At 67.1% G+C, this 26,331-nt stretch carries 22 protein-coding genes and 1 pseudogene; 15 read left to right on the top strand and 8 right to left on the bottom strand.

Annotated elements, in window-relative coordinates; genetic code table 11:
* Window positions 1-547: 547 nt before the first annotated feature.
* Window positions 548-2,311, top strand: a complete 1,764-nt coding sequence (locus CLU95_RS25365) for an Ig-like domain-containing protein (RefSeq protein WP_099796150.1) — start codon at window positions 548-550, stop codon at window positions 2,309-2,311.
* Window positions 2,312-2,319: 8 nt separating this feature from the next.
* Here CLU95_RS25365 and CLU95_RS25360 read toward each other — a convergent pair whose 3' ends face one another.
* The gene (locus CLU95_RS25360) at window positions 2,320-3,378 is read right to left on the bottom strand and encodes an ROK family protein (RefSeq protein WP_099796149.1); all 1,059 of its coding nucleotides are present in this window, start codon (window positions 3,376-3,378) and stop codon (window positions 2,320-2,322) included.
* Between the two features lie 110 nt (window positions 3,379-3,488).
* On the opposite strand from CLU95_RS25360, the gene CLU95_RS25355 reads away from it, so the two are divergent.
* A complete protein-coding gene (locus CLU95_RS25355) occupies window positions 3,489-5,027 on the top strand; it encodes a glycine betaine ABC transporter substrate-binding protein (protein WP_099796148.1) in 1,539 nt (512 codons plus the stop codon).
* Window positions 5,028-5,343: 316 nt separating this feature from the next.
* Here the strand turns inward: CLU95_RS25355 and CLU95_RS25350 are convergent, their stop codons facing one another.
* The 7 genes from CLU95_RS25350 to CLU95_RS25320 form a co-directional block, all read right to left on the bottom strand.
* Window positions 5,344-6,780: an aldehyde dehydrogenase family protein gene (locus CLU95_RS25350; RefSeq protein WP_099796147.1), complete on the bottom strand. Its 1,437-nt coding sequence runs from the start codon at window positions 6,778-6,780 to the stop codon at window positions 5,344-5,346.
* Between the two features lie 13 nt (window positions 6,781-6,793).
* Complete coding sequence (gudD, locus tag CLU95_RS25345) at window positions 6,794-8,155, bottom strand: glucarate dehydratase (RefSeq protein ID WP_099796146.1); 1,362 nt, start codon at window positions 8,153-8,155, stop codon at window positions 6,794-6,796.
* A gap of 16 nt (window positions 8,156-8,171) precedes the next feature.
* Window positions 8,172-9,158: a Bug family tripartite tricarboxylate transporter substrate binding protein gene (locus tag CLU95_RS25340; RefSeq protein WP_099796145.1), complete on the bottom strand. Its 987-nt coding sequence runs from the start codon at window positions 9,156-9,158 to the stop codon at window positions 8,172-8,174.
* Between the two features lie 14 nt (window positions 9,159-9,172).
* Window positions 9,173-9,634 (bottom strand): nuclear transport factor 2 family protein, encoded by a 462-nt coding sequence (locus tag CLU95_RS25335; RefSeq protein ID WP_099796144.1) that lies wholly within the window; start codon window positions 9,632-9,634, stop codon window positions 9,173-9,175.
* Between the two features lie 54 nt (window positions 9,635-9,688).
* Window positions 9,689-10,600, bottom strand: a complete 912-nt coding sequence (kdgD, locus tag CLU95_RS25330; RefSeq protein ID WP_099796143.1) for a 5-dehydro-4-deoxyglucarate dehydratase — start codon at window positions 10,598-10,600, stop codon at window positions 9,689-9,691.
* 150 nt (window positions 10,601-10,750) lie between these two features.
* Window positions 10,751-11,740 (bottom strand): Bug family tripartite tricarboxylate transporter substrate binding protein, encoded by a 990-nt coding sequence (locus CLU95_RS25325; RefSeq protein ID WP_099796142.1) that lies wholly within the window; start codon window positions 11,738-11,740, stop codon window positions 10,751-10,753.
* Window positions 11,741-11,863: 123 nt separating this feature from the next.
* On the bottom strand, window positions 11,864-12,724 hold the full coding sequence (locus tag CLU95_RS25320) for a FadR/GntR family transcriptional regulator (protein WP_099797477.1): 861 nt from the start codon (window positions 12,722-12,724) through the stop codon (window positions 11,864-11,866).
* Between the two features lie 109 nt (window positions 12,725-12,833).
* Here CLU95_RS25320 and CLU95_RS25315 point away from each other — a divergent pair, with 109 nt between their 5' ends.
* The 13 genes and pseudogenes from CLU95_RS25315 (at window position 12,834) to dnaK (ending at window position 26,268) form a co-directional block, all read left to right on the top strand.
* A complete protein-coding gene (locus tag CLU95_RS25315; protein ID WP_099796141.1) occupies window positions 12,834-13,658 on the top strand; it encodes an NAD-dependent epimerase/dehydratase family protein in 825 nt (274 codons plus the stop codon).
* Window positions 13,659-13,675: 17 nt separating this feature from the next.
* Window positions 13,676-14,566: an SMP-30/gluconolactonase/LRE family protein gene (locus CLU95_RS25310; protein WP_099796140.1), complete on the top strand. Its 891-nt coding sequence runs from the start codon at window positions 13,676-13,678 to the stop codon at window positions 14,564-14,566.
* 44 nt (window positions 14,567-14,610) lie between these two features.
* Window positions 14,611-15,588: a TRAP transporter substrate-binding protein gene (locus CLU95_RS25305; RefSeq protein ID WP_099796139.1), complete on the top strand. Its 978-nt coding sequence runs from the start codon at window positions 14,611-14,613 to the stop codon at window positions 15,586-15,588.
* Between the two features lie 139 nt (window positions 15,589-15,727).
* Window positions 15,728-16,216, top strand: coding sequence for a TRAP transporter small permease (locus tag CLU95_RS25300; RefSeq protein ID WP_099796138.1), 489 nt, complete (start codon window positions 15,728-15,730; stop codon window positions 16,214-16,216).
* A gap of 8 nt (window positions 16,217-16,224) precedes the next feature.
* On the top strand, window positions 16,225-17,520 hold the full coding sequence (locus tag CLU95_RS25295) for a TRAP transporter large permease (RefSeq protein WP_099796137.1): 1,296 nt from the start codon (window positions 16,225-16,227) through the stop codon (window positions 17,518-17,520).
* A gap of 22 nt (window positions 17,521-17,542) precedes the next feature.
* Window positions 17,543-19,114 carry a galactarate dehydratase gene (gene garD / locus CLU95_RS25290; protein ID WP_099796136.1) on the top strand — a complete coding sequence of 524 codons (1,572 nt, stop codon included), beginning with the start codon at window positions 17,543-17,545 and terminating at the stop codon, window positions 19,112-19,114.
* 53 nt (window positions 19,115-19,167) lie between these two features.
* Window positions 19,168-20,148, top strand: coding sequence for a tripartite tricarboxylate transporter substrate binding protein (locus CLU95_RS25285; RefSeq protein ID WP_099796135.1), 981 nt, complete (start codon window positions 19,168-19,170; stop codon window positions 20,146-20,148).
* A gap of 28 nt (window positions 20,149-20,176) precedes the next feature.
* Window positions 20,177-21,169, top strand: a complete 993-nt coding sequence (locus tag CLU95_RS25280; RefSeq protein WP_099796134.1) for a Bug family tripartite tricarboxylate transporter substrate binding protein — start codon at window positions 20,177-20,179, stop codon at window positions 21,167-21,169.
* A gap of 350 nt (window positions 21,170-21,519) precedes the next feature.
* The gene (gene asd, locus CLU95_RS25270; RefSeq protein WP_099796132.1) at window positions 21,520-22,365 is read left to right on the top strand and encodes an archaetidylserine decarboxylase; all 846 of its coding nucleotides are present in this window, start codon (window positions 21,520-21,522) and stop codon (window positions 22,363-22,365) included.
* A 189-nt stretch (window positions 22,366-22,554) separates the two neighbouring features.
* Window positions 22,555-22,857 (top strand): annotated as a pseudogene (locus CLU95_RS25265) (winged helix-turn-helix transcriptional regulator); the annotation flags it as partial.
* Window positions 22,858-23,061: 204 nt separating this feature from the next.
* Window positions 23,062-23,412 (top strand): FKBP-type peptidyl-prolyl cis-trans isomerase, encoded by a 351-nt coding sequence (locus tag CLU95_RS25260; RefSeq protein ID WP_099796131.1) that lies wholly within the window; start codon window positions 23,062-23,064, stop codon window positions 23,410-23,412.
* Between the two features lie 228 nt (window positions 23,413-23,640).
* Window positions 23,641-24,213, top strand: coding sequence for a nucleotide exchange factor GrpE (gene grpE / locus CLU95_RS25255; protein ID WP_099796130.1), 573 nt, complete (start codon window positions 23,641-23,643; stop codon window positions 24,211-24,213).
* A 114-nt stretch (window positions 24,214-24,327) separates the two neighbouring features.
* Entirely contained in the window at window positions 24,328-26,268 is a 1,941-nt protein-coding gene (gene dnaK / locus CLU95_RS25250; protein ID WP_099796129.1) for a molecular chaperone DnaK, read from the top strand.
* Window positions 26,269-26,331 lie beyond the last annotated feature (63 nt).

Below are 26,331 nucleotides of genomic sequence, written 5' to 3'. Positions count from 1 at the left end.
ATCGCCACCGGTTCCGGTGGATGACGATCTGTCGGAGCCCCCTGCATCGCGGGGCAGCCCGCCCGGGCCTGGTCTTCAAGGGCCGACCCTGGCGCCATCCGTTGGAAATCTTGCGCCCCGGCTCCGGGGAAAAACCGATGCGAGCTTTCTTCTCGCCGCACCCCCAGGGTGCTTGCACGCGCAATACCGCTGTCGTGACAAAGTGCCCAAATAACAGGCACCCACTACAGCGAGGCAAGCCCCCTTCCTACGGGGGTCGAAACTTAAGATAAAGGTTCACTGGTTATTGCAAGTCTTGCGTGGAGGAATGAGCGGTCCGCCCTTTCTCTTCTAAATTTGCAACCAGTTCCCCGCACTTCAGAAGCATCGGCGTCCGTCAGGGCGTATCGCCCTCGGCGACCTCGATGCGATGCAGGAGCGTGACCGGCAAAGGCGGTCGCCGCGGGGTCTGTGCGCTGGGCGCCGGGCGACACCTTCGCGCGGCCCGAAGCGATCCCCTTTGTTGTTGATCACTGCCGGATTCCCCTGAGCACGGGGAGAAAAATCGATGCCCTCCATGGATTCGCTGCTGGCGCTCGCGCGCCGGCTGGGCGCAGCCTTGCCTGTCGCATTGGCCACGCTGCTGCCGCTGTCCGCCGCCCCGACCTGGGCGGCCCTGAACGAAGTCGGCCGCGCCACGCCGAGCGTGCACCGCCTGCGCTTCTTCATCGACCCGCAACTGGCGGCCGACATCGGCGCGCCCGAGGCCGGCCGCCGCCTCGCGCAGTACGTGGCCGACCTCAACACCGTGTTCATGCGCGAGACGGTGCGCAGCTTCACCTTCGACCCCGCGAAAGACCTGCAGATCGTCGCGCCCGGTGCGGCGCCACCCTGCGGCTTCAACGGCGTGGCCGGCGGCGAGATCGTGCTGTGCGTCGGGCCGTCGAAGCGCGGCTACAGCCATGGCGGCCTGACCACGAGCACCACCTTCCCGCCCACCGGCGTGACGTGGAACCTGAACTGGACCGCCATCCACGACCCGCTGCGCCTGTCGCGCGCCATCACCTCCGCCGCGCCCGAGTCCACCGAGAAGGACTACCTCGGCCGCCAGCTCAAGACCCTGCTGCACGAGCTGGAGCATGTGTTCGGCGCCGGCTCCGGCGAGTACTACAACGCCATCGCCGTCGCCGACACCACCGAGACCGCGCCCGCCAGCGACCTCGCCCTCGTGAAGCACACCGACCGCTACTGGTGGACGCGCCAGCACTGGCGCCTCGACCCGCTGCTGGGCACCGTGTTCGAGCAGCGCTACGACCCGGCCGCCAACCGTGTCGCCACGCTCGGCCTGATCCGCTTCACCGAAGGCACCAAGGCGCAGATCAACACCGACTGGCGCGACTGGCCCAAGCTCGGCAGCTCGAAGTTCATGGCCGGGACCACCGCCACGCAGGTGCGCGTGACCGAGCGTGAGAGCGGCGCCGCACTGGCCGGCGCGCCGGTTTCGGTGTGGCGCGACCTGGGCGCCGGCAAGCCGCTGGAGCCCATCGCACAAGGCACAACCAATGCCGAAGGCCGCTTCGTCTTCGACTGGCGCTGCGGCTTCAGCTGCTTCGCCGTCGGCAAGACCACGCTGCTCGTGAAGGCCCAGGCCTCGGGCCGCGCACCGGGCGCGACGTGGTTCACCATCTTCGACGCCTTCGAACAGAAGGCGGTGCAGGGGCAAGCGGCCTTCACCATCGACCTGCCGCTGGGCGTGCCCGACAGCCAGAAGCCTGCGGTGTCGCTGGCCGCGCCCGCGATGGCGACCGTGGGCCAGCCGGTGGCGCTGGCGCCCGTGGCGGTCGACAACGTCGGCGTGTTCGGCGTGAAGGTGATCGGCACCGACAGCCTGCCGATCTGCACCTTCACTGCCCCGCCCTACACCTGCCACTGGACGCCCACGGCGCCCGGCGTGCAGATCGTCCGCGTGATCGCGGTCGATGCCGCGGGCAATGCCGAGGTCGCCTCGGCGCAGGTGATCGTGCGCGCGCCCGCCGACACCACGGCACCGACCGTGACGCTCAATGTGCCGCCCATGGCCTCGTCGGCGGCCGGCCTGCCGGTGCGGCTGTCGGCCAGCGCGTCCGACGATGTCAGCGTGGCCGAGTTGGCCTTCATCGTCGACGGCAAGACCGTCTGCGCACTGCGCGCCGCGCCCTACGCCTGCAGCTGGACACCCGCGCGCGCGGGCCTGGCGAACATCGAACTGCGCGCCACCGATGCGGCGGGCAATGTCGCCACCACCTCGGCCGTTGCGCGCGTGGGCGCGGAACTGCGGCCCGAGGATCTGTAAGGCCAGACTCAGCGCCGGTTCGTGAAGCTGGCGTTGCCCAGCCCCGTGCCGATGGTCAGCACGCCCCAGTGCCGCACGTCGCGCATGAAGGGCAGCTCGCTCAGGCCCTGCACCACCGCGTCGTTGTGCATGAGCACCAGCGTCGCGCCCGAGCCGATGATCGGCAGGCGTTGCCACAGCGCAGCCGGCAGGTGGAAGGCGCGGCTCTCCCAGTCGCCCGGCAGGTTCTGCGCGCCGCGCGCGATCGAGCCGTCGGCGCGGATCAACCCCGGGCAGCCGATGCCGATGAAGGGCGCGAGCCGGATCTTGTGGCGATCGGCGTAGATCACCATGTCCTCGAGCATGTCGGCGATGCGCTCGACCATGTGGCTGCGGTTCGGGCCGTCGTCGGCATGACGCCACTTCTCGCGCCGGACCACTTTCGCGCGCGAGAAGTCGGGCGCCTTGCGATGGCGCGTCTTCACGATGCCGCAGCGCACGTTGGTGCCGCCGATGTCCACCGCAAGAATCGCGTCGTGCCCCTTCAACAGGGCCGGCGGCGTCAGGTGCACCCAGCCGATCAGCCCGCCGTCGTCGACGTTGTGCGACAGCCGGCCCAGCTGCACATGCACGCCCAGGTCTTCTAGCATCGCGCCCGCCTCCAGGATCGCGCGCTCGCCCACGTCGCTCTCGGGAAAACCACCGCCGACCACGATGCGCTGCACCTTGCGCCACGAGGGCTGGCGCACGAAGCGCTGGATCACGAAGGCCAGTTCTTCCGCGAACTCCTCGATGGCGCCATGCATCACATCGCCGGCGGCCGTGGCGGTTTTCTCTTGCAGCGCGCGGTCGAGGTCCTTCTTGCTCAAGTTGCGCGAATGGGTCTTGCCCAGCGGGTCGCGGCCCGTCTTGCGGCGCCGCTTGCGCCAGCGCTCGAGCAGTTCGCGAAACGCCGTCTGGCTGGCCTGGTCGCCGACGAAACCGTTCTTGTCGCGCAGCTGCAGGCTGTAGCCGTCCACGCGCAGTCCGGGCAGCTCGCGCAGGCCATGGATGTCGGGACCGGGGAGCGCGTGCTTGGTCTTTTTCATGACGGCCACTATGGGCTGTTGCACGCCCGTGGCGCATCGGCCCCGCGCACCACGGCGTGTAGGAGACGGACGGGTACGGCTGGCGCGGCGATGCCGATACACTGACCCGGATGCACCTGCTTCGCAGCTTCTGGCGCGCCGCCCTGTGGCTTCCCGCGATGCTCTGGCTGGCCGCTGCGCCCTGTGCGCAGGCCGCCGACGAGACCTTGCGCGTTGGCTCCAAGCGCTTCACCGAGTCGTACATCCTGGCCGAGGTGCTGGCGCAGACCGCCGCGCCGCACACCGCATCGCCGCCCGTCATTCGCCAGGGCCTGGGCAACACGGCCATCGTCTACGAAGCATTGCGTTCCGGCGCCATCGACCTCTACGCCGAATACACCGGCACCATCGCACTCGAAATCCTCAAGGGCTCGCCCGCCGACACGCGCGAAGCGATGAACGCCGCGCTCGCGCCGCTCGGCCTCGGCGTGGCGATTCCAATGGGCTTCAACGACGGCTACGCGCTGGCCGTGCGCGCCGCCGATGCCGACAATCTCGGGCTGCGCACGCTGAGCGACCTGGCGAAGCACCCCGAGCTGCGCATCGGGCTATCGAACGAATTCATCGGCCGCGCCGACGGATGGAAAGGCCTGGCGGCAAGCTACGGCTTCACGCAGACACCGACCGGTCTCGACCACGGCCTGGCCTACGAGGCGATGACGGCCAAGCAGATCGACGCCATCGACATCTACACCACCGACGCCAAGATCGACCACCTTGGCCTGCGTGTGCTGGAAGACGACAAGAAGTACTTTCCGCGCTACGACGCCGTGGTGCTCTACCGCCTCGACCTGCCGGCGCGGCTGCCGAAAGCCTGGGCCGCATTGCAGGCGCTCGAAGGCACCATCGACGAGCACGCCATGATCGCGATGAACGCACGCGCCGAACTGCAGGGCGTGCGCTTCGACACCATCGCGCGCGACTTCCTCGCCGGCGCCACCAAAGACGGCAAGACACCGCCGAGCGCCGCGCGCGGCTTCACGGCCAAGCTCTTCGGGCCCGACCTCTGGCCGCTTGCGCGCCAGCATCTGCTGCTGGTGGCGGTGTCGGTCGGCGTGGCGATCCTCATCGGCGTGCCGCTCGCGATCCTCGTGTTTCCGCACCTGCGGCTGCGCGCCGTGGTGCTGGGCTTTGCGAGCGTGATGCAGACCGTGCCCTCGCTGGCGCTGCTCGCGGTGCTGATCTCGCTGCTCGGTGCCATCGGCGCGCTGCCCGCACTCATCGCGCTCACGCTGTACTCGCTGTTGCCGATCATGCGCAACACCGTGACCGGGTTGACCGAGGTGCCCAATGGCCTGCGACTGGCCGGCACCGCGCTGGGTATGACACCGCCGCAGAGCCTTCAGGTGGTGCTGCTGCCTCTTGCGCTGCCCACGTTGTTGGCAGGCGTGCGAACAGCCACTGCGATTGCCATCGGCACCGCCACCATCGCGGCCTTCATCGGCGCGGGCGGCTTTGGCGAGCGCATCGTGACGGGGCTGGCGCTCAATGATCGCGAGCTGTTGATGGCCGGTGCGCTGCCGGCTGCGGCCATGGCGTTGATCAGCGAAGGCATCTTCGAGCTGATCGAGTTTCTGATGCGGCGCAGTCGCAGGGCGCCATTGGCCTGAGCTGTTCAGGGCGCGATCACGCCGACGGCGTACCTTGCTCCGCGAATGTCCCCCGGCCTGCGGCCTCCTCCTTGATTTCGCTGCGCAAGGCACACCGCCAGCGTGATCGTTTTCAGTAGAAGTCGTTGATCGACTGCAAGCGCACAGCGTGCCCTCGTGCACAGGGCACTGGGTGCTTCCCGCAGCGAAATCAAGGAGGAGCGAAGCGGGGGACATTCGCGGAGGGAAGTACCCGGTGTCCTTTGCACGCACCCCGAAAACAGCAGACGTAAAAAAGCCCCCACCCGGGGGCTTCCAACAATTCAGAAGAGAAACGTCAAGCCAGCGTGTACGCCGTCTTCACCGTTGTGAAGAACTCCTGCGCGTACTTGCCCTGCTCACGCGGCCCGTAGCTCGACCCTTTGCGGCCACCGAACGGCACGTGATAGTCCACCCCCGCCGTCGGCAGGTTCACCATCACCATGCCCGCCTGGCTGTGGCGCTTGAAGTGCGTCGCGTACTTCAGCGAAGTGGTCGCGATGCCAGCCGACAGACCGAACTCGGTGTCGTTGGCCGTGGCCAGCGCCTCTTCGTAGTTCTTCACGCGGATCACGCTCGCCACTGGGCCGAACACTTCCTCGCGGTTGATGCGCATGTTTGCGGCCGACTCACTGAACAACGCAGGCGACATGTAGTAGCCGTCGGTCTCCAGCTTCAGCAGCTCACCACCGGCCGCCAGCGTGGCGCCTTCGCCCTTGCCGATGGCCACGTATTCCATGTCCTGGTCGAGTTGCGACTTCGACGAGACCGGGCCCACGTCGGTGCCCTGCGCGAGCGCGTCGCCGACCTTGATCTTCGCCATGCGCGTCTTCATCGCCTCGATGAACTTCGGGTAGATGCCTTCGGTCACGATGAGGCGGCTCGATGCCGTGCAGCGCTGGCCCGTCGAGTAGAACGCGCTCTGCACGCTGAGCTCCACGGCCTGCGCGAGGTCGGCATCGTCGAGCACCACCTGCGGGTTCTTGCCGCCCATTTCGAGCTGCACCTTCTTGTGATTCGTGACGCATTGCACCGCGATGTTGCGGCCCACGCCCACCGAGCCCGTGAAGCTGATCGCATGGATGCCGGGGTGGTTCACCAGCGCATCGCCGATCACGCTGCCGCGGCCCATCACGAGGTTGAACACGCCGGCCGGAATGCCCGAGCGGCTGATGATCTCGGCCAGCGCCCAGGCGCAGCCCGGCACGAGGTCGGCGGGCTTGAGCACCACGCAGTTGCCGAAGGCCAATGCCGGAGCGATCTTCCAGGCAGGAATCGCGATGGGGAAGTTCCACGGCGTGATGAGACCGACCACGCCGACCGGCTCGCGCGTGATCTCCACGCCGATGTTCGGACGCACCGAAGGCAGCAGCTCACCCGACAGGCGCAGGCACTCGCCCGCGAAGAACTTGAAGATCTGCCCCGCACGCGTGGCCTCGCCGATGCCTTCGGCCTTGGTCTTGCCTTCTTCACGCGCGAGCAGCGTGCCGAGTTCTTCCTTGCGCGCAAGGATCTCGGTGCCGATCTTGTCGAGCGCGTCGGAGCGCGCCTGGATGCTGCCGGTCGCCCATGCGGGGAAGGCGGCTGTGGCAGCAGCCACCGCCGCGTCGACGTGGCCCTTGTCGCCCTGCGTGTACTGGCCCAGCACGTCGGCCAGGTTGCTGGGGTTGATGTTGGGGCTGTAGCTTTGGCCGGCCAGCCATTCGCCGTTGATGAGGTTGTCGAAGTTCTGCATTGCGTCGTTTCCTTCAGCGGACCATGCAAGGCCGCTTGTTGTCGAAAGTCCAGTTGGGAATGAGGTACTGCATCGCCTGCGCGTCGTTGCGCGCGCCCAGGCCATGCGTCAGGTACAGCTGGTGCGCCTTCTCGACCTCGGCCATGTCGAGCTCGATGCCCAGGCCGCCGCGCGTGGGCACCTGCACGAGGCCGCCTTCGATCTGCAGCGGCGCCTTCGTGAGGCGCTGGCCGTCCTGCCAGATCCAGTGCGTGTCGATGGCCGTGACCTTGCCGGGTGCGGCAGCGGCCACGTGCGTGAACATCGCGAGCGACACGTCGAAGTGGTTGTTCGAATGCGAGCCCCAGGTCAGGCCCCAGGCCTGGCACAGCTGCGCCACGCGCACCGAACCCTGCATCGTCCAGAAGTGCGGATCGGCCAGCGGGATGTCGACCGACTGCAGCGAGAGGCTGTGCACCATCTCGCGCCAATCGGTGGCGACCATGTTGGTGGCGGTGGGCAGGCCGGTGGCGCGGCGGAACTCGGCCATCACCTCGCGGCCCGAGAACACGCCCTCGGCGCCGCAGGGGTCTTCGGCATAGGCCATCACGCCGTGCAGGTCGCGGCACAGGCGGATGGCGTCGGCCAGCAGCCAGCCGCCGTTCGGGTCGAGCGTGACGCGCGCCTGCGGAAAGCGCTCGTGCAGCGCGCGGATGGCTTCGACCTCTTCCTCGCCGCGCAGCACGCCGCCCTTGAGCTTGAAGTCGGTGAAACCGTAGCGCGCATGCGTGGCTTCGGCCAGTCGCACGATGGCCTCGGGCGTCATGGCCTCTTCGTGGCGCAGGCGGAACCAGTCGTTGTCGGCGCCGGGGTCGGTCTCGTACGCCAGGTCGGTCTTCGTGCGGTCGCCCACGTAGAAGAGGTAGCCGAGCATCTGCACCGCATCGCGCTGCTGGCCTTCGCCGAGCAGCGCGGCCACGGGCACGCCCAGGTGCTGACCCAGCAGGTCGAGCAGAGCGGCTTCGGCGGCGGTGACGGCGTGAATGGTCACGCGCAGGTCGAAGGTCTGCAGGCCGCGCCCGCCGCTGTCGCGCGCGGCAAACGCGTTGCGCATGCGGTTGAGCACGGCGTTGTGGTTGCCGATGGGCTGGCCCACGATGAGGTCGCGTGCGTCCTCGAGCGTCTGGCGGATCTTCTCGCCGCCCGGCACTTCGCCCACGCCGGTGTGGCCGGCGCTGTCGGTGAGGATCAGCAGGTTGCGCGTGAAGAACGGGCCGTGCGCGCCGCTGAGGTTCATCAGCATGCTGTCGTGGCCCGCAACGGGCACGACGCGCATGGCGGTGACGACGGGCGCGCCCGACACGGCGGGGGAAGCAGCGGATTCAGGAGAGGTCATCTTCGGGCTCGGTGGCTCAGTCGGCAGTGATGTGGCGGGTGTCGATGAGCGTCTTCCATCGCGCCCATTCGCGCAACTGGAAAGCAGTGAAGTCTTCTGGGGTGCTCGCGACGATTTCCAGGCCCTGGTCGAGCATGCGTTTCTTCGTCTCGGGGTCTTGCATGGCGGCAATGACCGCGTCGCTCAGCTTCTTCTTCGTGGCGGGCGGCAGGCCCTTCGGTGCGGCCATGCCCTGCCACGAGTAAACCTCCGCGCCCTTCACGCCGGCTTCGGCGAGCGTGGGCACGTCGGGCAGCACGGGCGAGCGCTTGTCGCCGGTGACGGCAATCGCGCGCAGCTTGCCGGCGCGGATGTGCGGCAGCACGGCGTTCACGTTCTGGAACGAAAAATCGACCTGGTTGCCCAGCAGATCGTTCACGGCCGGCGCACCGCCCTTGTAGGGCACGTGCACGCCTTCGGTCTTCGATTGCTGCCAGAAGAGTTCGGCCGACAGGTGGTCGGACGAGCCGTTGCCAGAGCTCGCGAACGAGACCTTGCCCGGCGTCTTGCGCAAGAGCGCGAGCACGTCGGCCACGGTGTGTTCGGGCCGCGCAACGTTGGCCACGAGCACGTTGGGCGCCTGCACGGGCACGCTGATGTAGTCGAAGTCTTTGGTGGCGTCGTAGGGCACGCTCTTCTGCAGGTGCGGCGTGACGACGAAGGCGCCGAGCGACGACACCAGCAGCGTGTAGCCGTCGGGCAGTGCGCGCCGCACGAAGCCGGTGCCGATGGTGCCGGTGGCGCCGGGTCGGTTGTCGACCACGAAGCTGCCGCCGAGCTTGGCCTGCAGCTGCTGCGCCAGCGCGCGCGCCACCATGTCGGTGGAACCGCCGGCCGGGAACGGCACGATGATGGTCACGGGTTTCTGCTGCGGCCATGTGTCGGCCTGCGCCAAGGCGTGCAACGGCAGCAGCGCGGTGGCGGCGAGCGCGAGGCCCGCCGACAGGAATTGCTTTCTCTTCATCAGCGGTGGTCCGATCAGGAAGGAAGGCGAACGGCCTGGCGCGCGAGCAGCTTCCACTCGCCGCCCTGCTTGTGCCAGACGCCGAGGATCTTCAGCGCAACCTTGCCGGGCTTGCCCGAGTCGTTGGTGTCGGCCGTGAGCGTGTGACGCACGATGGCGGTGTTTCCGTCGACCACCTTGATGGTCTGGTCGGTGATCGCGATGGTCACGAAGTCCGACTTGCGGTCGAGCAGGTCGCTGATGAAGCTGGCCTGCGTGTCGACCTTGCCGCCCGAATGACCGTAGCTCAGGTCGTCGGCCACCAGCGCGCGCAGCGCGGCAGGCGTCGGGTCGACCATGGCGATGCGCAGCCGCTCGGCGGCCGCGGCCACTGCCGGTTCGGCCGATGCACCGCCGCTGCTGCTGCCACCGCTGGCGGCGCAGCCTGCGAACACGGCGGTCGCTGCGGCGGCGAGGAAGAATTTTCTGATGAGCATGTCGTTGTCTCCTGTTGTTCTGTGGTGCGGTCGACTACTGCGATCAGTGCCTGCTTACTGCGGGCCGAGCGTGTCGATGAGCGCCTTCAGCGCGTCCATCTCGTCGGGCTTCAGGTCGGTCAGCGGCGCGCGCACGGGGCCGGCGTCGTGGCCGACGAGCTTGGCGCCGGCCTTCACGATGCTCACGGCGTAGCCGGGCACGCGGTTGCGCAGCTCGAGGTAGGGCATGAAGAAGTTCTTCAGCAGGTGGTGCTGCGTGGCCATGTCGTCGTTGGCGACCGCGTGATAGAAATCCATCGCCGTCTTCGGAATGAAGTTGAAGACCGCCGACGAGTACACGGGCGTGCCCATCGCCTTGTAGGCCGCGGCATAGACCTCGGCCGTCGGCAGGCCACCCAGGTAGGCGAAGCGGTCGCCCATCTTCTGGAAGATCGCGACCATCGCTTCGATGTCGCCCACGCCGTCCTTGAAGCCGACGAGGTTCGGGTTGCGCTCGGCCAGGCGGGCCAGCGTGTCGGGCTTGAGGCGGCTCGAGGCGCGGTTGTAGACGATCACGCCGAACTTCACGCTCTTGCACACGGCCTCGACATGCGCGGCCAGGCCTTCCTGGCCGGCTTCGGTGAGGTAGTGCGGCAGCAGCAGGATGCCGTGCGCGCCGGCCTTCTCTGCGGCTTGCGCGCATTGAATGGCAAAGCGCGTCGGGCCGCCGGCGCCGGCAATGATCGGCACCACGCCGCGGCAGGTGTCGACCGCGGTCTGGATGATCTCGGGGTACTCCTCACCCGTCAGCGAGAAGAACTCGCCCGTGCCGCCCGCGGCGAACAGCGCGCTCGCGCCGTAGGGCGCCAGCCATTCGAGGCGCTCGATGTAGCCCTTCTTGTGGAAGTCGCCGTTGCTGTCGAAGTCGGTCAGCGGGAACGAGAGCAGGCCGGAGCCCATGATGGTCTTGAGTTCTTGCGGGTTCATCGGAGATTCCAATAAAAAAGTAAAAGGAAAAAATTCAGGGAGCGGGGAGGCGGCCGCCGCCGGGCCGCCCCAAGGCGAGCCGCGCCTCCCCCTCGGGGGGTGGCGAATGACACGGAGCGAAGCGAGTGCAAAGCCGGGGGGCCCACATGACTAGTCGAGCTTCAGGTTGGCCTGCTGGATCACTTGCGCCCAGCGCGCGCGCTCCTTGGCGAAGAACTGGTCCTGCTCGGGCGCGGTCATGGTCACGACCTCGGCGCCCTGCCCCGCCAGGCGCGCCCGGATGTCGGGCGTGCGGATGATGCGGACCAGTTCCTTGTTGAGCCGGGCGATCACCGCGTCAGGGGTGCCGCGCGCCGCGACCACGCCCTGCCATGTGCCCGACTCGTAGCCGGGAACGCCCTGCTCCGCGATGGTCGGCACGTTGCCGATCAGCGGCATGCGCGTCGACTTCGACACCGCGATGAGCTTGAGCTTGCCGCTCTGCACATGCGGGTACGTGGCCAGCATGCCGTTCATGAGCACCTGCGTCTGGCCGGCGACGGTGTCGAGCACGGCCTGCACGCCGCCCTTGTAGGGCACGTATTCCCACTTGGCGCCGCTCTTGCGCTGCAACTCGACGCCGGCCAGGTGCGCGGTGCTGCCGCTGGCGGTGACGGCGAAGTTGAGGTCGCTCTTCTTCGACAGCTCGACCAGTTCCTTCAGCGTGTTCGCCTGCACCGAGGGGTGCACCACCAGCAGGTGCGGCGAGTAGGCCAGCATGGCCACGCTGCGCAGGTCCTTCGACGGGTCGAAGGGCAGCTTGGGGTACAGCGACGGACTGATGGCCAGCGCGCCGAGGTCGCACAGCATGAGCGTGTGGCCGTCGCCCGGCGCCTTGGCCAGCATGTCGGCGCCGAGGTTGCCGTTGGCGCCCGCGCGGTTCTCGATGACCACGGGCTGGCCCAGCGCTTCGGACAGCGGCTGGCCGATGGCGCGCGCAATGATGTCCGACGAGCCGCCCGGCGGGTACGGCACGATCAAACGGATGGGTTTGGAAGGCCAATTGCCGCCCGCCCCTTGCGCGAATGCGTGCAAGGGCAGGCTGGCGGCCAGTGTGGTGGCGAGGGCGGCGCCGAGCGCGCCGCGTCGGTTGACGGTCATGGGGGCTGTCTCCTGAAGTTCGATGCAGGCATGCGTGGCCGCGATGGCGTCGCATGTTATCAGTCATCGTACAACTAGAAAATCAGCTTGTCCAGACTTGGGCCCTGAAAACTCAGGGCGAACTCAGCGCGAAGGGGTGTTGTCGGACGAAGCGGCGCCGTTGCCGGCCGCCTCCGCCTTGGCTTTTTGCTGTTGCGCGGCTTCCTGCGCCATGCGCAGCCGCTCGCGGCTGTTGGTCAGGTGGATGCGCATCGCGGCGCGTGCCGACTCGGGGTCGCGGCGCGCGATGGCCGCGTAGATTTCTTCGTGCTCGCGGTTCACGCGGCTCAGGTAGCTGCCGTCCTGCACGCGGATCGCGCTGATGCGCGTGCGCGGGATGATCGTCGTGCCCAGGTGCCGCATGATGTCGGCGAAATAGGGGTTGCCGGTCGACTGCGCGATCTCCAGGTGGAAAGCGAAATCGGGCGCCACGGTGTCGCCGCCCACCGTGACGTTCTGCTCGAACGCGTCGAGCGCCTGGCGCATCGCGACCAGCTGCTCGTCGGTGCGCCGGCTCGCGGCCAGCCCGGCGGATTCGGTCTCCAGGCTGATGCGCAGCTCGAGCACGGCGAGCACGTCGACCGAGGTTGCGATCTCGCCGGGATCGAGGCGGAACACACCGCCCATGCCGCCCGGACGCGGCTGCAGCACGAAGGTGCCCACGCCGTGCAACGTCTCGACCAGCCCGCCCGCCTGCAGCTTCGACAGCGCCTCGCGCACCACGGTGCGGCTCACGCCATAGGCTTGCATGATGGCCGACTCGGTCGGCAGCTTGTCGCCCGGCCGCAGCGACTGGCTGCGGATCTTCTCGCCCAGGTCTTCCACCAGCCCGTGCGCCAGGCCGCGCGCGCGCTGGCGCGGCCGCCCCACGAAGGCGGCGCTTCCCGCCGGGTTGTCGGCGGTCGTTTTCTGAACTTCGGGATTACCCGCAATCGTTGGGGCCATGGCGACGATCATAATCCCCTCACAGTTGTACGACAACAGATAACTTATCACCTAAAAACGGTGACACAGTTGTCCACTCCCTCCGCTTCCCATCACACATCCCGAAGACATGTCGACGCCTGAAGCCCCCTCCTCCCCACTCGGCCGCTTGCTGCTGACCGGCGCCGCCGGCGGCCTGGGCCGCGTGCTGCGCGAACGGCTCGCACCGTTTGCGAACGTGATCCGCCTCTCCGACATCGCCGACATCGCGCCGGCCACGGGCGCGCACGAAGAAGTCGTGCCCTGCAACCTGTCCGACAAGGCCGCGGTCGACGCGCTGGTGGCCGGCTGCGACGCCATCGCCCATTTCGGCGGCGTGTCGGTCGAGCGCCCTTTCGAAGAAGTGCTCGAAGCCAACATCAAGGGCGTGTTCAATCTGTACGAGGCCGCGCGCCGCCACGGCGTGAAGCGCGTGGTGTTCGCCAGCTCGAACCACGTGATCGGCTTCTACAAACAAGACGAGCACATCGACGCGCACGCCGCGCGCCGGCCCGACGGCTACTACGGCCTGTCGAAGTCTTTCGGCGAAGACATGGCGCAGTTCTACTTCGACCGCTGGGCCATCGAAACGGTGAGCATCCGCATCGGCTCGTCGTTCCCCGAGCCGCTCAACCGCCGCATGATGAGCACCTGGCTCAGCTACCGCGACCTCACGGCGCTGATCGAAAAGTCGCTCTTCACGCCCGACGTGAAGCACACGGTGGTCTACGGCATGTCGGCCAACCGCGACCTGTGGTGGAACAACGCCGCCGCCGCGCACCTGGGCTTCGTGCCGCAAGACAGCTCCGAGGTGTTCCGCGACAAGGTCGAGGCGCAGCCGAAGGTGGCGCCCACCGACCCGAACGCCATCTACCAGGGCGGCGCGTTCACTGCTCAAGGCCCGTTCGGCGACTGAACGCGCAGCACCACGACATGCAAGCCGACCTCGTTCTCGACGCGCGCAACGGCACGGGCGAAAGCCCGGTGTGGCTGGCCGCGCAGCAGGCGCTCTACTGGGTCGACATTCCCGCGCGCACGCTCAACCGCTGGCACGCCGGCGAAGGCCATGCGACGTGGCAGGCCGATGAAATGATCGCCTGCATCGCACCCCGCGCCGACCAACTCGGCGAGTGGATCGCCGGCATGGAAAGCGGCCTGTTCTCGCTGCGCCCGCGCACCGACGGCACGCTCGCGGCCACGCCGCTCGCGCCAGTGGCGCACGCCGCGCCGGGCATGCGCTTCAACGACGGCCGCTGCGACCGGCAGGGCCGCTTCTGGGCCGGCACGATGCTGCTCGACATGGCCGCCGGCGCACGCGTCGGCCGTCTTTACAGCTACGGCCCCGGCGACGACGGCGCCGCCCTGAAGCTCGACGACCTGATCGTGCCCAACGGCCTGGCCTTCAGCCCCGACGGCCGCACGATGTACCTGTCGGACTCGCACCCGAGCGTGCAGGCCGTCTGGGCCTTCGACTACGACACCGACACCGGCACGCCCCACCACCGGCGCCTGTTCATCGACATGCAGCCCCTGCCCGGCCGCCCCGACGGCGCGGCGATGGACGTCGACGGCTGCTACTGGATCTGCGGCAACGACGCCGGCCTGGTGCACCGCTTCACGCCCGACGGCCGGCTCGACCGCTCGCTCGCCGTGCCGGTGAAGAAGCCCGCCATGTGCGCCTTCGGCGGCGCAAACCTCGACACGCTGTTCGTCACCTCGATCCGCCCCGGCGGCATCGACCTGTCGGACCAGCCGCTGGCCGGCGGCGTGTTCGCGCTGCGGCCCGGCGTGGCCGGCGTGCCCGAGCCGGCGTTCGGCGGCTGACCCCTTTCTTTCTGTTTACGACAACCACCAAGAGGACGAGACAAATGAAGCTCTACAAGACACTCATCGCACTTGCTGCCGGCGCTGCGGCCGCGTTGACCACGCTGGCTGCAGGCGCCACCGAGTTCCGCTCGGCCGACATCCACCCCGACGACTACCCCACGGTGACCGCCGTGAAGTTCATGAGCGAACGGCTCAAGGCGTTGTCCGGGGGCAAGCACAGCATCAAGGTCTTCAACAACAGCGCGCTCGGCAACGAGAAGGACACGATCGAGCAGACCAAGATCGGCGCGCTGCAGATGGTGCGCGTGAACATCGCGCCCATGAACAACATCTGCGCCGAGACGCAGGTGCCGACCATGCCCTTCCTGTTCCGTTCGGTCGAACACCTGCACAAGGTGCTCGACGGCCCGATCGGCGAAGAAATCCTGAAGTCGTGCGAGAAGCAGGGCTTCGTGGGCCTGGCCTACTACGACAGCGGCGCGCGCTCGATGTTCACGGCCAAGAAGCCCGTGCGCACCTTCGCCGACATGAAGGGCCTGAAGGTCCGCGTGCAGCAGTCCGACCTGTGGGTATCGATGCTCGAAGCCATGGGCGCCAACGCCACGCCGATGCCCATGGGCGAGGTCTACACCGGCCTGAAGACCGGCCTCATCGATGCCGCAGAAAACAACTACCCCACCTACGAAAGCGCGCGCGCCTTCGAGGTCGCCAAGTACTACAGCAAGACCGAGCACTCGATGGCGCCCGAGATGCTGCTGTTCTCCAAGCGCGCGTGGGACAAGCTCTCCGCCGAAGAGCAAGGCTGGATCCGCCAGGCCGCCAAGGAATCGGTGCCCTACATGCGCAAGCAGTGGCAGGAGCGTGAAGTGAAGTCGCTGGCCACGGTGAAGGCCGGCGGCGCCGAGATCATCGACGTCGACAAGGCCCCGTTCCAGGCCGCGATGAAGCCGGTGTATGACAAGTTCATCACGGACGCGAAGCTGAAAGACCTGGTCAAGCGCGTCCAGGACACAAAGTAAACAGGGCTCGCCCCCAGGCTTCGCGCACTTCGTGTCGCTTCTCCAACCCCCTACCGGGGGCAACACCTGAGGCCCGGCAAAGCCGGTTCCTCGGTGTTCCACGAAGAGGCGGGGCCTCTCCATTTTTCGCGCTGGAAATATGTACACCAAACTTTGCCGCACGCTCGCCCGTGCCTGCATGTGGTTGGGCATCCTCGGTCTCGTCGCGGTGATCTGCGCCGTGAGCTGGCAGGTGTTCGGCCGCTACGTGCTCAACAACACCCCCACCTGGGCCGAAAGCCTCGCGCTGCTGCTGGTGCTCTACGTGACCATGCTGGGCGTGGCCGTGGGCGTGCGCGACGCGGGCCACATCGGGCTTGAATCCTTCCTCGTGCTCGCACCCGACTGGCTGCGCCTGAAGATGGAATACCTCATCCACGTGCTGATCCTGATCTTCGGCCTGGCCATGGCCTGGAACTGCGCCTCGCTCGCCGAATCGGTGTGGGACTACAGATTGCCCACGCTGTGGATTTCCGAAGGCTGGAAGTACGTGCCCGCCACCGTGTCGGGCGTCCTCATCGTGATGTTCTCGATCGAACACATCATCGCGCTCGCCCAGGGCCGCGAAGTCGAACCCTCCTGGGGCTGAACCTCATCATGACGACCCCTCTTCTCATTCTTTGCCTCTCGTTCACGCTGTTCCTGCTGCTCGGCGTGCCGGTGGCGTTCTCGATCGGCCTGTCGGCCCTGGCCACGCTGTTGTACGAAGGCCTGCCGCTCGCGGTGGGCTTCCAGCAGATGACCTCGGGCATGGGCATCTTCTCGTTCCTGGCCATTCCGTTCTTCATCTTCGCCGGCGAGCTCATGCTCTACGGCGGCATCGCGGACCGCATCGTCAACTTTGCGCGCAACCTCGTGGGCCACGTGCGCGGAGGTCTCGGCATGTCGAACGTGGTGGCCTGCACCTTGTTCGGCGGCGTCTCGGGCTCGCCCGTGGCGGACGTCTCGGCCATGGGCGCCGTGATGATCCCGATGATGAAGAAGGAGGGCTATCACGCCGACTACGCGGTCAACGTGACGACCCACGCGGCACTGGTCGGCGCGCTGATGCCGACGAGCCACAACCTCATCATTTACTCGCTCGCCGCGGGCGGCAAGGTGTCGATCGCGGCGCTGATCCTGGCGGCGCTGCTGCCGGCGGCCGTGCTCACGCTCAGCAACCTCGCAGCGGCCTACCTCGTGGCCGTGAAGCGCGGCTACCCCGCCGGCAAGTTCCCGGGCTGGGACATCGTGGCACGTTCGTTCGCAGCGGCATTGCCAGGCCTGTTCATCGTGGTGCTGATCCTCGGCGGCATCCTGTCGGGCATCTTCACGGCGACCGAATCTGCGGCGGTGGCGGTGCTCTATGCGCTGGCGCTCACGATCTTCGTGTACCGCACGCTGAAGTGGGAGCACTTCATCAAGGCCGCCTCGAAGGCGGTGCGCACCACGGGCGTGATCCTGCTGCTGATCGGCATCTCGAGCACCTTCGGCTACCTGATCAGCCTGTACGGCGTGGCCGAACTCACGGGCCAGATGCTGTCGCAGTTCACGACCACGCCGTGGATGATCTTCCTGCTCATCAACATCATCCTGTTCGTGCTGGGCACCTTCCTGGACATGGCCGCGACCATCTTGCTGTGCACGCCGATCTTCCTGCCGATTGCACAGCAGTACGGCATGACCTCGGTGCAGTTCGGCGTGGTGATGCTCATCAACTGCGCGCTCGGCCTGAACACGCCGCCCGTGGGCACCACCCAGTTCGTCGGCTGTGCCATCGGCGGGGTGTCGGTGGGCACGGTGATGAAGACCATCTGGCCCTTCTACGGCGCATTGATCTTTGCGCTCGGGGTCGTTACCTTCGTTCCCGCGTTTTCCACCTGGCTCCCGAGCCTGTTCATGGTGGTGAAGTAAAGACAGAAGAAAGGGCCTCACGATGGCCGATGCGAACACCCGACCGCCGCTGTACATCCGCATCCACGCGGCCGACAACGTCGCCATCGTTGCGAACGACGGCGGCCTCAAAACGGGCACGGCCTTCGACGACGGCCTCGTGCTGGTCGACACCGTGCCCCAGGGCCACAAGGTCGCGCTGACCGACCTGGCCGAGGGTGCGGCCATCGTCCGCTACAACGTGGTGATCGGCTACGCGCTCAAGGCGCTGCCGCGCGGCAGCTGGGTGCACGAGCGCGTGATGCGCATGCCGGTCGCGCCCGAGCTCGACGGCCTGCCCATCGCGACCGTCAAGCCCCCTGCCCTGCCGCCGCTCGAGGGCTACACCTTCGAGGGCTTCCGCAACGCCGACGGCTCGGTGGGCACGCGCAACATCCTGGCCATCACGCAGACCGTGCAGTGCGTGGCCGGCGTGACCGAGTTTGCCGTGACACGCATCAAGGCCGAGCTGCTGCCGAAGTACCCGCACGTCGATGACGTGGTGGCGCTCGAACACAGCTACGGCTGCGGCGTCGCCATCGACGCGCCCGACGCCATCGTGCCAATCCGCACCTTGCGCAACATCAGCCTCAACCCGAACTTCGGCGGCGAGGTGATGGTCGTGAGCCTGGGCTGCGAGAAGCTGCAGCCCGAACGGCTGCTGCCGCCCGGCACCATCCCGATCACCGACCAACGCGGCGCGCCCGCCGACGACCTCGACGTGGTCTGCCTGCAGGACGACGCGCACGTCGGCTTCATGTCGATGATCGATTCGGTGATGCGCCAGGCCGATGTGCACCTCGCGCGCCTGAACCAACGCCGACGCGAGACCGTGCCCGCCAGCGAACTGGTCGTGGGCGTGCAGTGCGGCGGCAGCGACGCCTTCTCGGGCGTCACCGCCAACCCCGCCGTGGGCTTTTGCACCGACCTGCTGGTGCGCGCGGGCGCCACCGTGATGTTCTCGGAAGTGACCGAGGTGCGCGACGGCATCGACCAGCTCACCTCGCGCGCGTCCACGCCCGAAGTGGCCGACGCCATGATCCGCGAGATGGCCTGGTACGACGCCTACCTGCACCAGGGCCGCGTCGACCGCAGTGCCAACACCACGCCGGGCAACAAGAAGGGCGGGCTGTCGAACATCGTCGAGAAGGCGATGGGCTCGATCGTGAAGTCGGGCTCGGCGCCGATCACCGGCGTGCTCGCGCCCGGCGAGAAGGTCAAACAGAAGGGCCTGATCTACGCCGCCACGCCCGCCAGTGACTTCATCTGCGGCACGTTGCAACTCGCGGCCGGCATGAACCTGCACGTATTCACCACCGGCCGCGGCACACCCTACGGGCTGGCCGAGGTGCCGGTGATCAAGGTCGCCACGCGCAGCGACCTCGCGCGCCGCTGGCACGACCTGATGGACGTGAACGCAGGCCGCATCGCCGACGGCGAAGCCAGCATCGAAGACATCGGCTGGGAGATGTTCCGCCTGATGCTCGATGTGGCCAGCGGCCGCAAGAAGACCTGGGCCGAGCACTGGAAGCTGCACAACGCGCTGGTGCTGTTCAACCCGGCACCGGTCACCTGAGCCGCGCGCCTCGCCGGCCGCCACCACAGATCAACAACGGAGACAGAGACACCATGCAAAGAAGCCAGTTCGTCCGCGGCATTGCCGCCCTTTCGGCCACCGCCGCCCTCTCGCTCGGTCTGGCCGCGCCCGCCGCGGCGCAAGCCAACGACTTCCCGAACCGCACCATCGAGCTGCTCGTGCCCTACCAGCCCGGCGGCGGCACCGACGGGCTGGCGCGCGCGTTCTCTGAAGCGAGCCGCAAGCACATCTCGCAGAGCATCGTGATCGTCAACCGCCCCGGCGCGGGTGGCGCCATCGGCTGGACCGAGGTGATCAACGCCAAGCCCGATGGCTACAAGCTCGCGGTGCTCACCGTGGAGCTGCTCACGCTGCCGCACCTGGGCCTGGCCAAGTTCAACTACGACGACTTCCAGCCCATTGCGCAACTCAACGCCGACCCGGCCGCGATCACCGTGAAGGCCGATGCGCCGTGGAACACGATCGAAGAGTTCCTGGCCGCCGCAAAGAAGTCGCCCGAGGGCATCCGCGTGGGCAACTCGGGCAACGGCTCGATCTGGCACCTGGCTGCCGCCGCGCTCGAAGACAAGACCGGCACCAGGTTCGGCCACATCCCGTTCCAGGGCGCCGCACCCGCCGTGCTGGCGCTGCTGGGCGGCCACATCGAGGCCGTGGCCGTGAGCCCCGCCGAAGTCACGACGCACGTGCAGGGCGGCAAGCTCAAGGTGCTGATGGTGATGGCCGACAAGCGCGTGAAGGGCTTCGAGAAAGTGCCGACCGCGAAGGAGCGCGGCATCGACCTGTCGATCGGCACGTGGCGCGGGCTGGGCGCACCGAAGAACACGCCACCCGAAGTGATGGCCAAGCTGCGCGAGATCACCGCCAAGACCGCCGCCGAGCCGCTGATGCATGAGGTGATGGACAAGCAGAACCTGGGCTACGTCTACACCGACGGCGCCGCGTTCAAGGACACGCTGGCCAAGGACAACGCCTACTTCAAGGCGCTGATCACCAAGCTGAACATCAAGCCCTGAACACGAGAGAAGACAAGGAGACATCGCCATGCAACGCCGCACACTCATCCAATCCGCCCTCGCCGTTTCGCTCGCCGCGGCCCTGCCCGCCTTCGCGCAGGGCGGCACCACCTGGCCCACGGGCAAGGCGATCACCTACCTCGTGCCCTTCCCCGCGGGGGGCACCACCGACGTGCTGGGCCGCCTCATCGGGCAGAAGCTCGGCACCGCGCTGGGCACGAGCGTGATCATCGACAACAAGGGCGGTGCCGGCGGCAGCGTGGGCTCGGAGATCGGCGCGCGCGCCGCACCCGACGGCTTCACGCTGGTGGGCGGCACGATCAGCTCGCACGCCATCAACGTGAGCCTGTACCCCAAGCTCGGCTACGACCCGCAGAAGTCGTTCGCGCCCGTGACGCTCATCGGCACCAACCCCGTGGTGCTGGTGGTGAACCAGGCCAGCCCCTACAAGACGCTGAAGGACGTGATCGCCGCGAGCAAGGCCAAGGCCGGCGGCCTCTCGTCGGCCTCGGCGGGCACGGGCACCTCGCAGCACCTGGCGCTGGAACTGCTGGGCTACAAGTCGGGCGTGAAGTTCACGCACATCCCGTACAAGGGCAGCGGCCCGGCGATCCAGGACGTGATCGGCGGCCAGGTCGACATGATGTTCGACACCACCGTGGTGGCGGGCCCGCACATCCAGAGCGGCAAGCTGCGCGCCATTGCCGTCACCTCGGCCAAGCGCCTGGCCTCGATGCCCGACGTGCCCACGGTCGCCGAGTCGGGCGTGCCCGGCCTGCAGGACTTCGAGGTGGTGTCGTGGCAGGCGATCTTCGTGCCCGCCGGCGCGCCCGCCCCCGTGGTCGAGCGCCTGCACACCGAGATACGCAAGATCCTCGCGACACAAGAGATGCAGGACAAGCTCAAGGGCTTCGGCATGGAGCCCGCCGATATGACGACCGCGCAGATCGCCGCCTTCCAGAAGACGGAAGTGGAGAAGTGGGCGCAGGTGATCAAGGCAGCAGGCATCAAGGCCGACTGACCCAACTCCCTCGGCAGCGGCGCCCGACAGCCTCCACACCCCCACAAGCGCCCGGTGGGCGGTGTGGTGCGGGCGGCCCCTCTGTGCCGCCGAGGCGCGCAGCGTTTCGCGGATCAGGGCTCGCAGCTGTTTGAGCGCAGCGAGTTCTGCGAGACCCCGCGAAACGCGAGCACCGCAGGGCAGCCGCGCAGCGGCCGGCACAGTGGGGCCGCCCGCGCCGCGCCGCCCACCGGGCGCGCACCCCACACAGGTAAAGAACAAGCACCCAACCAAGGGAAGCTTCCTACGCCCCCAAGGAGAAGCGCTTTATAGAATGCCCGTCCGATTCCGCATTCCAGGCCTTTCACAACGTGTCCGATCGCTCCGCAGTTCTGCCCCAATACCTGTTCCCCAAGCAGGCCCTGACCAATTTCGCCGGCTGGGTCGCAGGCAAGGAACGAGGCGCGGTCACCACCTGGATCATTCGCCGCTTCGTTGCCAAGTACGGCGTCGACATGGGCGAAGCGCTCGAGTCTGACATCCATCACTACAAGAGCTTCAACCAGTTCTTCACGCGCGCCCTCAAGCCAGGCATGCGCCCGCTCGCACAGGCCGACCTCGTCTGCCCCGTGGATGGCGCCATCAGCCAGTTCGGCGCCATCGAGGGCGACCAGATCTTCCAGGCCAAGGGCCACAACTACACGACCACCGCGCTGGTCGGCGGCGACGCGGCGCTGGCCGCCAAGTTCGCGCACGGCAGCTTTGCCACGCTGTACCTCAGCCCCAAGGACTACCACCGCATCCACATGCCCTGCGACGGGCGGCTGGTGCGCATGATCCATGTGCCCGGCGACCTGTTCTCGGTCAACCCGACCACCGCGCGCGGCGTGCCTGGCCTGTTTGCACGCAACGAACGCGTGGTGTGCGTCTTCGAATCGGCCAACGGCCCCTTCGTGCTCGTGCTGGTGGGCGCCACCATCGTCGGCAGCATGGCCACCGTGTGGCACGGCGTGGTCAACCCGCCGCGCGTGGGCGAGCTGCGCGAGTGGCACTACAACGACCAGCAGATCGACATCCGCAAGGGCGACGAGATGGGCCGGTTCTTGCTCGGCTCGACCGTCGTCATGCTGTTCCCGGCGCCCGTGCTGGCCTTCAACCCGGACTGGTCGCCCACCCGCGCGATCCGCCTGGGCGAAGCCATGGCCAACTACGCTTGATTTGTGAAGCTTTGTCTCGAAACCCGCATGCTGCATGCCTGCACAGCTATAAAACCAGTAGCATCCTGATCCTTCGCGCTATAGTCGTCGGCCAGTCAGACGGTCCATGACGACCAATCACAAACAAGAGTGCGCCGCCCCGGCCAGCCCCCGGCCGACGGTCCGCCCAGCTTCGAGGAGATGATGTCGATGAGTACCAAGGAAAACGCAGCCATCAGCCAGTTGCTCGCCCTGCTCGAAGCCCGCTATGCGCTGCGTGTGCTGTGGGCCCTGCGCGACGGCCACGCCCAGACCTTCCGGCTGCTGCAGGACAGCGTCGGCGGCATCACTCCCAACACCCTCAACACCCGCATCAAAGAGTTGCGCGAAGCCGGCGTCGTGAGCCACGGCAGCGACGGCTACTGCCTCACGCTCAGCGGGCAAGACCTGCTCAAGCGCCTGTCCGACCTGCAGGCCTTCGCCGCCAAGTGGCAGCTGGGGCAGAGCAAGAAGGCCGCCGGGCCGGCCGCCGCCCAGCCGGCCTCTGCCGAGGCGTCCACACCTGTGACACCCGCGCCTTCCGCACCCGACTCGACACCTCCCGCAACGACGCCGTCCGGCTCCGACAGCCAGGGCTGAAGCGGGGGCGCTCCGAGCCTCGGTAAACTCCGCGGCTCCGATTCCTCTCCCATTTCATCGACGCAAGGAGCGTTTCCCATGCCTACCACCCCCTCCGGCCTGCAATACGAAGACACCGAAGTCGGCACCGGCGCTGAAGCCAAGGCCGGCCACCACGTGCATGTGCACTACACCGGCTGGCTCTTCAACGACGGCGTGCAAGGCGCCAAGTTCGACTCCAGCCGCGACCGCAACGACCCCTTCGCGTTCTCGCTGGGCGCCGGCCAGGTCATCAAGGGCTGGGACGAAGGCGTCGCCGGCATGAAGATCGGCGGCAAGCGCACGCTGGTCATCCCGGCCGCACTGGGCTACGGTGCCCGCGGCGCCGGCGGCGTGATCCCCCCGAACGCCACCCTGAAGTTCGACGTCGAGCTCCTCGACGCACACTGAATTAGGCTCGCCCCCAGGCTGCGCGGCACTTCGTGTCCGCTGCGCCACCCTCCTACCGGGGGCGACACCAGCGGCCCGGCGAAGCCGGTTCCGCGATGTCTCTCGCGAAAACCACTTCGCGACCCGTATTGCGGCCCTTTTGGCCGCATTTTTACGCTTGAAAAGCCCTAGAGCAGCCCCAAGTGGCTGGCTGTGTTTGTTTTCCGGCGCACGCCGGTTCTTTGAAAAATGTCTGACCCGCAACAATCCGCACAGAATTCTCAAATGCTGCAAGGCGAGCCCAGTCCCGAAGAACTGGAGGCCGCGCACGCCGCCAACGAAGCCGAGGCGCTCGACGCCCTGGCCGTGGCACAAGGCGAGCTGACTGCCCTGCAGGCCAAGAACGTCGAACTGGCCGACCAGTACCTGCGCGCGCAAGCCGACGTGCAGAACGCCCGCCGCCGCGCCGACGACGAGATCACCAAGGCCCGCAAGTTCGCGGTCGAGGCCTTTGCCGAGAGCCTGCTGCCGGTGACCGACAGCCTCGAAGCCGGCCTCGCCATCAAGGACGCCACGCCCGAGCAAATCCGCGAAGGCGCCGAAGCCACGCTGCGCCAGCTCAAGAGCGCGCTCGAACGCAACAAGGTGATCGAAGTGGCCCCCGCCGCCGGCGACAAGTTCGACCCGCACCTGCACCAAGCCATCTCGATGGTGCCCGCCGACCAGGACGCCAACACCGTGGTGAGCGTCCTGCAGAAGGGCTACACCATCAACGAGCGCGTGCTGCGCCCGGCGCTGGTCACCGTGGCCGCGCCCAAGTAAGACGGCATCGGCCCACAAGATTCCCACAGGAAATCCCCGCGTCATCCCTTGAATCACGCCGGGTTATCCACAAGTTCATAACAACATATTTTTCCGAATTTCAGGAGTAAGAACATGGCAAAGATCATCGGCATCGACCTCGGCACCACCAACTCGTGCGTGTCGATCATGGAAGGCAACACCACGCGTGTGATCGAGAACTCGGAAGGTGCCCGCACCACGCCGTCGATCGTCGCGTACCAGGAAGACGGTGAAGTCTTGGTCGGTGCCTCGGCCAAGCGCCAGGCCGTCACCAACCCCAAGAACACGCTGTACGCGATCAAGCGTCTGATCGGCCGCAAGTTCGAGGAAAAGGAAGTCCAGAAGGACATCGACCTGATGCCCTACACCATCGCCAAGGCCGACAACGGCGACGCATGGGTGGAAGTGCGCGGCAAGAAGATGGCCCCGCAGCAGGTCAGCGCCGACATCCTGCGCAAGATGAAGAAGACCGCCGAAGACTACCTCGGCGAAACCATCACCGAAGCCGTGATCACGGTGCCGGCGTACTTCAACGACGCACAGCGCCAAGCCACCAAGGACGCCGGCCGCATCGCGGGCCTGGACGTCAAGCGCATCATCAACGAACCCACCGCTGCAGCCCTGGCCTTCGGCCTGGACAAGCAGGACAAGGCCGACCGCAAGATCGCCGTGTATGACCTGGGTGGCGGCACCTTCGACGTGTCGATCATCGAAATCGCGGACGTCGACGGCGAGAAGCAGTTCGAAGTGCTGTCGACCAACGGCGATACCTTCCTGGGCGGCGAAGACTTCGACCAGCGCATCATCGACTACATCATCGGCGAGTTCAAAAAGGAACAAGGCGTCGACCTGGGCAAGGACGTGCTCGCCCTGCAACGCCTGAAGGAAGCCGCTGAAAAGGCCAAGATCGAGCTGTCGAACAGCGCGCAGACCGACATCAACCTGCCGTACATCACGGCCGACGCGTCGGGTCCGAAGCACCTGAACATCAAGCTCACCCGCGCCAAGCTGGAAAGCCTGGTCGACGAGCTGGTCGAGCGCACCATTGCGCCTTGCCGCCTGGCCATCAAGGACGCCGGCATCAGCGTGAACGACATCAACGACGTGATCCTGGTCGGCGGCATGACCCGCATGCCCAAGGTGCAGGAAAAGGTGAAGGCCTTCTTCGGCAAGGAGCCGCGCAAGGACGTGAACCCCGACGAAGCCGTGGCTGTCGGCGCCGCCATCCAGGGCCAGGTGCTCTCGGGTGACCGCAAGGACGTGCTGCTGCTCGACGTGACCCCGCTGTCGCTGGGCATCGAGACCATGGGTGGCGTGATGACCAAGATGATCACGAAGAACACCACGATCCCGACGAAGTTCGCACAGACCTTCTCGACCGCCGAGGACAACCAGCCGGCCGTGACGATCAAGGTGTTCCAGGGCGAGCGCGAAATCGCTTCGGGCAACAAGGCCCTGGGCGAGTTCAACCTCGAGGGCATTCCGCCGGCATCGCGCGGCACGCCGCAGATCGAGGTGAGCTTCGACATCGACGCCAACGGCATCCTGCACGTCGGCGCCAAGGACAAGGGCACCGGCAAGGAAAACAAGATCACCATCAAGGCGAACTCGGGCTTGAGCGAAGACGAGATCCAGAAGATGGTGAAGGACGCCGAGCTCAACGCCGAAGACGACAAGAAGAAGCTCGAACTCGTGCAGGCCCGCAACCAGGGCGAAGCCATGGTGCACAGCGTGAAGAAGTCGCTCGGCGAGCACGGGGCCAGCCTCGAAGCCGCCGAGAAGGATGCGATCGAAGCCGCGATCAAGGACGTCGAAGAAGCCCTCAAGGGTGAAGACAAGGCCGTGATCGAGGAAAAGACCAACACGCTGATGACCGCGAGCCAGAAGCTCGGCGAGAAGATGTATGCCGAATCGCAGGCCGCCGCGGCCAGCGCCTCGGCAGCCACCGGCCCGGCAGGCGCGGAAGCTGCGGCGCATGCCCAGGCTGACGACAACGTGGTCGACGCCGAAGTCAAGGAAGTGAAGAAGGGCTGATCCCCTGCCCTTCATGCAAGGCTGGAACACCTGAACAGGTGCTCCAGCCTTTCTCGCTTCCAG

This window comes from Variovorax sp. 54, from assembly GCF_002754375.1.
Lineage (GTDB): Bacteria > Pseudomonadota > Gammaproteobacteria > Burkholderiales > Burkholderiaceae_C > Variovorax.
Note: the sequence above shows the minus strand (reverse complement) of the source record. Positions and strands in the feature narration are given on the sequence as shown.